Origin of the sequence: Nocardia cyriacigeorgica, assembly GCF_005863245.1 — a bacterium.
GTDB lineage: Bacteria > Actinomycetota > Actinomycetes > Mycobacteriales > Mycobacteriaceae > Nocardia > Nocardia cyriacigeorgica_C.
Genome location: NZ_VBUT01000020.1, coordinates 1 through 9,113, shown reverse-complemented (window position 1 = coordinate 9,113; position 9,113 = coordinate 1). Strand labels below are relative to the sequence as shown.

The following is a 9,113-nucleotide window of genomic DNA, read 5'->3' as shown; positions in this document are numbered from 1 at the left end:
GGGCTGAACATCCGGTGGGTGGGCTGAACATCCGGTGGGTGAGCCGAGCATTCGGTGGGTGTGCCGGAGGTCCGGTGGGTGTGCCGGAGGTCTGGTGGATGGGCCGGAGGTCTGGCGGGTGAGGCAGAGGCCCGCCCGCTGAGCCGAAACCCCGCCGGTCGGACGGCAACGGGGCACGGCTCGGGCGATGACTAAGCGATCACCACCAGGGTTCGGGCCGGTGTCGCTCCCAGTGCAGTTCCGATTCCAGTTGCGCGGCGAGCGAAACCAGCATCGGCTCGGTGTTCGCCGTCCCCATCAACTGGGCGCCGACCGGCAGCCCGGAGCCGGTGAATCCGGCGGGCACATTGACACTCGGCCAGCCCAGCACATTCCACGGCCAGGTGTAGGGGCAGGCCGCGGTGATCAGATTATTGGTGGCGACCACGCCGATGCCGTCGATCTCTTCGGCGCGGGGCGGGGGAGTGGCCGTGGTCGGGGCCAGCACCACATCGACGTCATCGAAGAAACCGCCGATGCGCCGATGCAGCAACGCTTCTGCCTGCCGCGCCGCGAACAACGCGGGACCGCTCAGCAGCATTCCGGTGCGCACATTGGCCATGGTTCGCGGATCGACCCTGGCGCCCGGCATCCGATCGTGCACCGCGCGGATACCGGCCATCGAGCGCGGCAGGAACGACGCACCCATCAGCAGCCCGTAGTGTAGATTCCGCACTGCCACCGAATGGCCCAGATCGCGAAGGGTTTTCGCGATCCGGTGCACACCGGCCTCGACCTCCGGGTGCAGTGCGGTCCTGGTGGCGGTGAACGGGATGTTCAACGACAGCGCGATGCGCAACCGCCCGGGGTCGCGGCCCACCGCATCGGTGAGGGTGAGCGGCTCCGGTGTGTGCAGATCGCCCGGGTGCGGGCCCGCTGCCGCGTCGAGCAGCAGTGCCGCATCGCCGACGGTGCGCGCCAGCGGGCCGTTGACGGTGAGCCCGTTGAACGCCTCCGGCAGCGGCCAGGTGGAGATCCGGCCGCGCTGCGGTTTGATGCCGACCAGATTCGTCCACGCGGCCGGGATGCGCACCGAGCCCGCGCCATCGGAACCCAGTGCGGCGGGAACCAGCCCGGCCGCCACCGCGGCCGCCGATCCACCCGACGATCCGCCCGGTGTATACGGCTGACCCCACGGATTGCGGGTGTGCCCGAACGCGGCGCCGCTGGTGAACGGCAGCTGCCCGTATTCGCAGGTATTGGTCTTGCCGACGATCACCGCGCCCGCTGCCCGCAGCCTGCGCACCGATTCGGCGTCCTCGGTCTTCGGTTCGAAATCGCCGCGAACGCCGAAGGCTGTCGGCTCGCCCGCGAGATCGGTGTCGTCTTTGATGGCGATCGGCACCCCGAGCAGCGGGGCCTTCTCGCCCGCCGCGATCCGCCGGTCCGCCGCCGCGGCCTCGGCCAATGCCCGTTGCCTGCGCACGATCCGGAACGCGTTGAGCGAGGGCTGGGCGGCTTCGATGCGGTCGAGCGCGTCGGTGGTGGCGGCCACCGAGCTGATCGTCCCGCTCGCGATGGCCGCGGCCAGTTCGGCCAAGCCGAGATCGCGCACAGGCGACCCCGTGCGGTTCATCGTGTCGTCCGGCACCGCCATGTGAGCTCCGTCTCCTCGTTCCTCTGCTGTGCACGGTAGCGCGGATCTGGTCACCCGTCCAGGTTGCTTGCATGTGGTAATCGATTTTCGGGCTGCCCGTCGGAAACGATGTCGGCTCGCGCGTCGCCAAGCCAATCCGAGTGCCTCGGCGCCTACCGGTGATCTTCCGGCCAGTGGTATTCCACCTGATGATCGTCGATCGGGACGCCCTGCCTCCGGAGGCTGTCGACCACCTGAGCGGTGATATGACGCGGTGGCCGGTAGTGGGTGCTGTGGTCGGAGATGACCCGGATGACCCCGTATGACGCGGCCAGCTCACCGGCCCCGGCGCACGGTGCCCCGGCCAGGAAACTCGAGTGGTGGAATCGTCCGAGGATGTGGTGCGGCGAGGAGTAGAGCGTGCCTTCGGCGTCCATCACGAAGATGGCCCGACCGCCCTGCGGCGTCCACAGGGTGGCGGCCGATGCGGTGTCGAAGAGCCGGCCGCGGATGTCGTAGACGCGGCCGTCGCGGACATGGAGCCGGTAGGTTTGCCGCTCCTGTTCGTCCAGGTAGGTCACCTGGCTACCATTCCAGCGCCGGTTGCCCGGGAGATGTTCGCCGACGAATTCGGGTTGGATCGGTGTCGTGCGATACCGCGCGTCCTGCTGGTTCCGCGACGGCAGCAGCGGAGTGACCTGGCGTGGCTCGAGGTCGGTGCTGTCGATCAGTTCGGCCAGCACGTCATCGGCCCGAAGACCACGACCGGTGGTCAGGATGGCGATCCCGGCGTTCTCCTGCCAGTACGGTGCGACGAATCCGACCTCCGCCCCCGAACGCAACCGCAGCAACAGAAACTCCTGCTGAGAATCCTTGCGCCGCTGAAAATTCCATTCGAGAACCTGCTCGATCCGCCACACCGGACGATGCGACACCCCGATGACGACTCCGTTCACGATGTCCTTGAACCGGTCCTCGGGCAACCACTGAAACGGCGGTTCCGGCCACGGCCGCATCCCGTCGAGCCGCTCGACCAGCGCCGCCAGAAACCGCCGGAATTCGGCTTCCCCATGGTCGTTCGGAATCGAGGACGTCAGCTGGTCCCCCGACGCCAACCCCTCGACGAACGCCTGATAGACCTGCTCGGGATTGGCCCCCAGATACGGCCGCGACGCCACATTGTCCGCGATCTTCTGCGCAGTGTGCGGCGACTCGAGATCGTCGAACTGCACGCTGTACAGCACCGCATTGATGACGTTCCTGCTATCCACCCCGTGCCCCTCCCTGGCGAATCCGAGCCCAGAATCTACCCAACCGGGCTAGCCGCGTCGGGACCTGCATCTCTTCCGTTCGCGGCGGACAGTACTCGTCGGTGAACTCTCGCAGCTCATCCAGCGAGGGAGCGATCCCCTCAGGTGTATTCGGTTCGATCCGCCCGGAATACACGTCCTCGGGGTGCCGCCGGCAATCCCGAATCGCCGCGAGCGGATGACGCCCGGCGGCATAACTGTCGCTGAGCCGTGCCACCCACAACCCTCGGCCGACCAGCCCTGCCTTGCCCGCCCACCGGAACGGCAGATACCCGGCGGCATTCTCCGTGGGCGATGCCCACAACACCGCAACGATCTCCCCGGCCTTCGCCACCTGAAGGAAATGAACAGGTGTGGACGTTTCCCCGGCGTACGTGGGTGTGCTGACCGAGTACGGCCTGTCCAAGAGCCGGTAACCGCATGGTGCCCTGCTGTCGGGGACCATATCTTCGTCCAGGATGAAGGGGCCCTCGCCCATCGGCGGGCCATCGGGATTGAGCAGGTCCCACAGGGCTTGCTCGCTCGGGGCTTCGAGTGTTGTGGCATCTGCGGGGACGCCGCCGCAGCGGGGGTCTTCCGGGACGCCGACCCAGGACTGGATCGCTTCTTCCGGAGTGAGCTGATTCTGGTAGTTCGCGGTCAGGCGTCGATTCCAGAAGTCAGGGCAAGTGATGTTGTCAGGGTCGGCCGATACCCGGCGCATATAACCGGCGGCGCGACTTCCGATTCCGGCCCACAGGTACCCGATCAGTTTGGTATCGGAGACTACTGGGAGGTAGACCACCGGCTTGCGGGTCCACCGACTGTAATCGTCGATCTTCGGAATGGGCGCTGGGGGACTCGACAAAGCCGTGAATTGATGTCCCGGGTTCGACGCCGATTCTTGTCGGGATGGTTCATCGGCAGCGAGCGCTTTCAGATCGTCGAGCGCCGGCGCCACCAGTTCACGAGCATCGGTTGGGATCGCGCCCGATAGGCGGTCGTGAGGGTAGTCGCGGCAGCGGCGCAGTGCGTCCAGTGGCGGTGTTCCGGCGGCGTAGTGGTCGGAGAGGCGCATGTGCCACAGGCCTGCGGCGATTCGTGCCTGCTCGCCGGCCCTGGAGATCGGAAGATAGTCGGCCGCTTGCTCGGTGGGTGAGGCCCAGAGGTAAGCAATGAGGTTGCCGTCCTTGACAATCGGCAGATAGTGAACCGTTGTGGATGTGTAGGCGGAATAGGAGGGTGGGGTGACAACGTGCGGTGTGCTGCAGAGCCGGTAACCGCCTGGCGCCCTGCTGTCGGGTATCCATTCGGCATCTTGGATCAGTGGACCTTCGTCCATCGGCGGGCCCTCTGGATTGAGTTGATCCCACAGAGCTTGCTTGGAGGTAGCTTGCTGCACTGCAGCATCTGCGGGAATTCCGCCGCAACGAGGGTCCTCAGGATGTCCGATCCAGTGCCGAATCGCCTGTTCTGGAGTCAGCTTGCGCCGGTAATTCTCGTCCAAACGTTCGTTCCAGAACTCCGGGCAGGTCGCGTTGTCGGGGTCGGTTGATAGCCGGCGCATATAGCCCGCCGCCCCACGGCTTCCGATCCCCGCCCATAGATATCCGATGATCTCGCCTCGGCGGACCACCGGAAGGTAGATGACCGGAAACCTGGTCCAGCGGTCATAACCCTCCTTCAACTGTGGCGGTGGGATGTTCGAAGAATCTGGGAACCGGGGATATGCCATGTCAGATGAACTCCGTGCAGTTGCGGCGGGAATGTCCGGCGAATATGGAATCGGGCGCTCGCTCCCAGAGGGCCGTCCGGCGTCGTGCGGGAATCACTCGTTGGCAGCCTCACGTAGCTCGGCCAGCGACGGTGCAATGCCTTCGGGTGCATCGGGTTCGATCCAGCCGGAGTATTCGTCGTAGGGGAACCTGCGGCAGTAGCGGATGGCGTCGACGGGGTGGCGTCCCTCTGCGAAGCGGTTGCTGAGCCGGGCGAGCCACAAACCGCGGCCGTTGATGCCCTCCAGACCGGCATAACGGAGCGGCAGGTAGCCAGCCGCCTGCTCGGTCGGTGATGCCCACAAGAATCCGACAACCTCTCCGTTCTTGGTGACCTCGAGAAAGTGAACGGGCGTCGACGTCTCATCGGCGTACGTAGGAGGGTTGGAAACGTGTGGTGCGCTCCAGAGTCTGTCAGGGCCCGCCGAAGTGCCGTCGGGAAACACGTTGTCCTGGATCAGCGGGCCCTCGCCCAATGGCGGTCCCTCGGGATTCAGTTGGCCCCAGAGCGCCTGCATGGAATTCGCCTGCTGCACAGTGGCTCCAGCGGGCACGCCCCCGCACCGCGGGTCTTCGGGATGCCCCGCCCAGTGCTGTATCGCCTGTTCAGCGGTGAGCCCGTTCCGGCAGTTTTCGGTCAGGCGCGCCTCCCAGAACGTCTCACAAGTGAGATTGTCGGGGTCGGCGGAAATCTTCCGCATATGACCTGCGGCGTCGATTCCCATACCCGCCCATAGGTAACCGATCAATGTACCTCTCCGGAGGATCGGGACATAGACGACTGGCTGCCGGGTCCATCCCGCGTATGAATTCGAGAATTGTGGAGAAGGTGGAAATGGCTGGGGGTCTTGGTGGTGGTCGCCCATATCGGAAGCTCCTATCCGGATTCTGGGTGAGTGTTTACGTTGTCCAATCGGGTAAAGCTACTGCCCTGGCGGTACCACCCGTGCCCTGATCAAGTAGCGCACCCCGGTGTATCGATCGCCGAATGGGTTCTCGATCACCTCGGTGATCTCATATTCGGTGCCGCGTTGCAGTATCAGCTCGCGCTGATCGGGGTATGCGCTTCGCGCTCCCATCCAACCAGCCTGTGTGCCCGCCGGGACATCGAGTTCCATGCGAATAGGGCCATCGAAGTGGGCTGGGGGTCTAGCGCCGAGGCTGGACGACATGTATCCCGTCTCTGTTTGTCTTGTCCCGATGAGGAGGCGGGGGTCGCCGCCCCTACCCAGCTCGGTGCCGAGGTTATCGATCCTCATGAAGCTGATGTCCCGTAGTCCGCGTACTACCTCCACGCGCTCGGGCAACGGCCGAGCGAGCGCGCGGTCGAGCCCCGCACGGTGTGCGCTCAAAAGGTCGGGTGTAATCGGTCGACCGAAGTCGTGAGTCATCTGCCTGATCGTTTTCGCATTATCCCATATCTCTTTAGTTCGCCGGCTCGGGCTTGGATCCGCCAGGATGGACTGAATTATCCTCCGCTGTTCCGGGTGTAAATCATGCCGATTCACCAAGGCCTGGAGTTGGTCGTTGGTCGGTGGATTGTGCGGACCGGCCAGTGCGGCCAGATTCTGGAAGTAGTGTTGGTCCCGGTGCAATTCGTTCAACCATTGCCCGGGATTCGGGTGTCGCAGGAAATTGTTGATCCACGAATTGACTGTGTACTGGTACAACTCGCGGAATTCCGGCGCAGGCATCCCGTCGCGAGTTCGTCCGAGGACCTGCTCGCCATACCAGTGCCCCTCGGCATCCGAGCTGAAGCGGCGTGCGGGTGGGGTGGGATGTGACCAGGGCCCCGTAGGGCTGTGGCTCGGAGCGGGCGCTGCGGAGTTTCTCCAACCGCTGAACCATCGTTTCCAACGGCTCGGGCGGGGCGGTGGCGTTGGATTCGGTGGTCGTGTGCCGGCAGGGTTTACGGGGCTCGAGGCGTGGGGTGTGGCAGATGGGGGTGTCGGGCGTGGAGCGGGGCTTGCGTGCCGGGGTGGCGTGGGGTGTGCGGCTGGGGTCGTGTGTGGGCGTGCGGGGGTGCGCGGCGGAGTTGCAGGGGTGGTGCGTGGTGGGGGTGCAGGGGTATGTGGCGGGGGTGCCGATGGTCTGGTGGGGTTCGGGCGTGCGGGAGTCGGTGGGTGGCTGGCCGGGCGGGGGCTCGGGGTGGATTCGGGGGCGCGGGTGATGTGTTCGTCGCCGCGGGGTGGCATCGGGTTCGCAGGGTGGGAGGGCGGCACCGAGGTCGGGTTGTGGGCCGGTGCCGTGTTGTGTCCCGGTGTGGGGTTGTGTGCCGGGGTGGTCGACGGCGTCGTCGGGTTGTTGCGTGGCCACCACTCCGGCAGCTGGGATCGGCAGCGGTGGAAGTCGGGGTCCTGATGGGCGTAGAGAGGCGGGGTCGAGGCTGGAGTGGTGGTGTCGGGAGTGTGACCGGATGAATTGTCGCGGCGATCGTCTACGACGCGATCGTTCCGTTCTGGGGCCACTCCTTCTCGCGGCGGGCTCGGTGCATGATCCGGCCCGCTGTGGTCCGGAAGATCCCGTCCTCCGGTTGGTCCGAGCGGGCGGTTTCCGTCGACTTGTCGATTGTCAGGGTTCGGTCCAGGTTGTTCCTGGTCTCCCCGAACTGGTACTCCACCTCGTTCGGGTCGTCCCTGATCTTGTTGTAGTACACCAGCAGGGCCATGGGGTTCACCCCTCTGCAATTCGTCATGGCCTCGGCTGTCGGTGCCACGGGCCGGGGTCGTCGTCGAGGCTGGCGTGGATGGGGTTGTGGCTGCCGGGGTCGGGTTGGCAGGGGTCGACCGGTTGGGTGGCGTGTCGGTGCGTGGGTCGGCTGGGTTTCCGGCGGGGACGGTGTCCTGGCGGGTGGGGTTGGACTGGGGCGTCGGGCGCTGGCCTCGGGCCTGGCCGGCTGGCTGCGTTGGGTGCGCAGGGGCGGTCGCGGGGTCTGTGGGTGTGGTCGACCTGGGCGAATCGGCCGGCTGAGCCGGTGGGGTGAACGTCGTCGGAGGCGGGGCGGTGGCCGTGGCGGACGACGCTGCTGTGGTGGAGGTGTTCGCGGGGTCCGAAGGGTCCGTCGGTGGGTTGGCGGGGTCGCCGCTGATCACCGGGTCGGGCTCGGATGTCGGAGATTGTGCGGCCGGGTTGCTCGGTGCCGATGGTGCTGAGGGTGCGGCTGGAGCACTCGCCGCCGACGGTACGCCGGCAGCGGACGGCGCGCCGGTGGTGGGCTGTCCGGTCGATGAGTTGTCTTGGGTTGGGGGGCTGGGGTTTTGGGTGCCCGGGGTGGGGTCGTGCGGAGGCAGGTCCAGAGGGGTGGTTGCCGAGCCAGGGCGGTTGTCGTCCTGGGTGGGGAGATCGAGTGAAGGGCCTTGGCTAGGGGGTGGTGCGACCGGGTTGTCCTGATCCCGAAGATCGAGCGGGCTGGTGCCAGGGGACGTGGAAGGCTGCTGCTCCGGCAAGTCCAGGGAGTTCGGGCGCTGCGTGCTGTTGGGATCAGCGGTGTTGTCCTGGGCCGGCAAGTCGAGCGAGCTCGGGGGCTGCGATGGGTCGGACGGCGGAGCGTCTTGGGTGGGCAGGTCCAGCGAACTCGGGTTCTGGTTGTTGTCGCCGGGTTGGTTCGAGTCGTCGTCGTTGTCGTCGCCGCCGGTGGAGGCCGGTGGTTGGTTCGGCGGATCGGTCGGGGGCGGGTTGTCGGCAGCGTCGGTGGCGCGATCGGCGTCGTCGGTGTTTGCGTCAGAGTTGTTGCTGCTGTTGGAGTTCCCGTGTTCGCCGGTTGGCGGCTGTCCGTGTTCCCCGGACGGCGAATCGTCGACGCCGTGGTTGCCGTTGGTCCCGATGGGGTCGTCGGCGGTCAGCGCGGTGGGCCGAGACTGGTCGACGGGTGGATTGTTGCCGCCCTGGTCGCCGCTGTTGTCGGGGGCGCCGGCGGAGGCGGGCTGAGTGCGGGCGGGGGGCTCGTTGCCGTTGCCGTTGCCGTTGGCGTTGCCGGAGTTGTCGTTGCTGGTGTTGGCGGGGGTGGTTTGGCCGGGCTGGTTGCCGGTGTTGGTGGGGTCGGTGTTGTTCGGGGAGTTCTCCCCGCCGCGACCGTTGTTGCCGTTGGGGTTGTCTCCGCCACGGTCGCTGTCGTTGCCCGTGTTGTTGGGGTTCTGGTTCCCGCCGCGGTCGCCGTCGTCGCCGCCGCGGTCGCCGTCGTCGCCGCTGCGGTCGCCGTCGTTGCCGCGGTCGTTGTTGTTGTTGTTCTCGCGGTCGGAGTTGTTGTTGTTCTGGGGTTCGGGGTCGTTGCCGCCGGATTCGGGGTCGTTGTCGGGCCCGTTTCCTGGTTCGTTGTCCCCGCCGTTGTCGTTTCCGCCACCATCGAATTGGTTTTGGGCGGCGCCGGCGGCGGCGCTGGTGAACGTATCGGCCGAGAGTTCGAATTCTTCGCCGGTGATCGCGGCCATCGCGGCC

The 9,113-nt window shown here is 66.4% G+C and carries 7 protein-coding genes and 1 pseudogene; 2 read left to right on the top strand and 6 right to left on the bottom strand.

The features are described from left to right. Nucleotides 1-199 precede the first annotated feature (199 nt). The 5 genes from FEK34_RS29645 to FEK34_RS31060 all read right to left on the bottom strand — a co-directional run bounded on the left by FEK34_RS29645 (nt 200) and on the right by FEK34_RS31060 (nt 6,070). Nucleotides 200-1,636: an amidase gene (locus FEK34_RS29645; protein WP_138453282.1), complete on the bottom strand. Its 1,437-nt coding sequence runs from the start codon at nt 1,634-1,636 to the stop codon at nt 200-202. Between the two features lie 152 nt (nt 1,637-1,788). Further along, on the bottom strand, nt 1,789-2,886 hold the full coding sequence (locus FEK34_RS29640) for a hypothetical protein (RefSeq protein ID WP_138453280.1): 1,098 nt from the start codon (nt 2,884-2,886) through the stop codon (nt 1,789-1,791). Next, the gene (locus tag FEK34_RS29635; RefSeq protein ID WP_138453279.1) at nt 2,879-4,591 is read right to left on the bottom strand and encodes a hypothetical protein; all 1,713 of its coding nucleotides are present in this window, start codon (nt 4,589-4,591) and stop codon (nt 2,879-2,881) included. Before FEK34_RS29635 ends, FEK34_RS29640 begins: the two co-directional genes overlap by 8 nt. A 141-nt stretch (nt 4,592-4,732) precedes the next feature. Beyond that, complete coding sequence (locus FEK34_RS29630; RefSeq protein WP_138453277.1) at nt 4,733-5,404, bottom strand: hypothetical protein; 672 nt, start codon at nt 5,402-5,404, stop codon at nt 4,733-4,735. Nucleotides 5,405-5,602: 198 nt separating this feature from the next. Then, nucleotides 5,603-6,070, bottom strand: a complete 468-nt coding sequence (locus FEK34_RS31060; protein ID WP_249359732.1) for an ADP-ribosyltransferase — start codon at nt 6,068-6,070, stop codon at nt 5,603-5,605. A 548-nt stretch (nt 6,071-6,618) separates the two neighbouring features. Here FEK34_RS31060 and FEK34_RS29620 point away from each other — a divergent pair. Then, nucleotides 6,619-6,849 (top strand): hypothetical protein, encoded by a 231-nt coding sequence (locus FEK34_RS29620; protein WP_138453275.1) that lies wholly within the window; start codon nt 6,619-6,621, stop codon nt 6,847-6,849. Between the two features lie 267 nt (nt 6,850-7,116). Here the strand turns inward: FEK34_RS29620 and FEK34_RS29615 are convergent, their stop codons facing one another. Beyond that, nucleotides 7,117-7,347 (bottom strand): hypothetical protein, encoded by a 231-nt coding sequence (locus FEK34_RS29615; protein WP_138453274.1) that lies wholly within the window; start codon nt 7,345-7,347, stop codon nt 7,117-7,119. A gap of 883 nt (nt 7,348-8,230) precedes the next feature. Here FEK34_RS29615 and FEK34_RS29610 point away from each other — a divergent pair. Further along, a pseudogene (locus FEK34_RS29610) lies at nt 8,231-9,113 on the top strand (hypothetical protein); the annotation flags it as partial.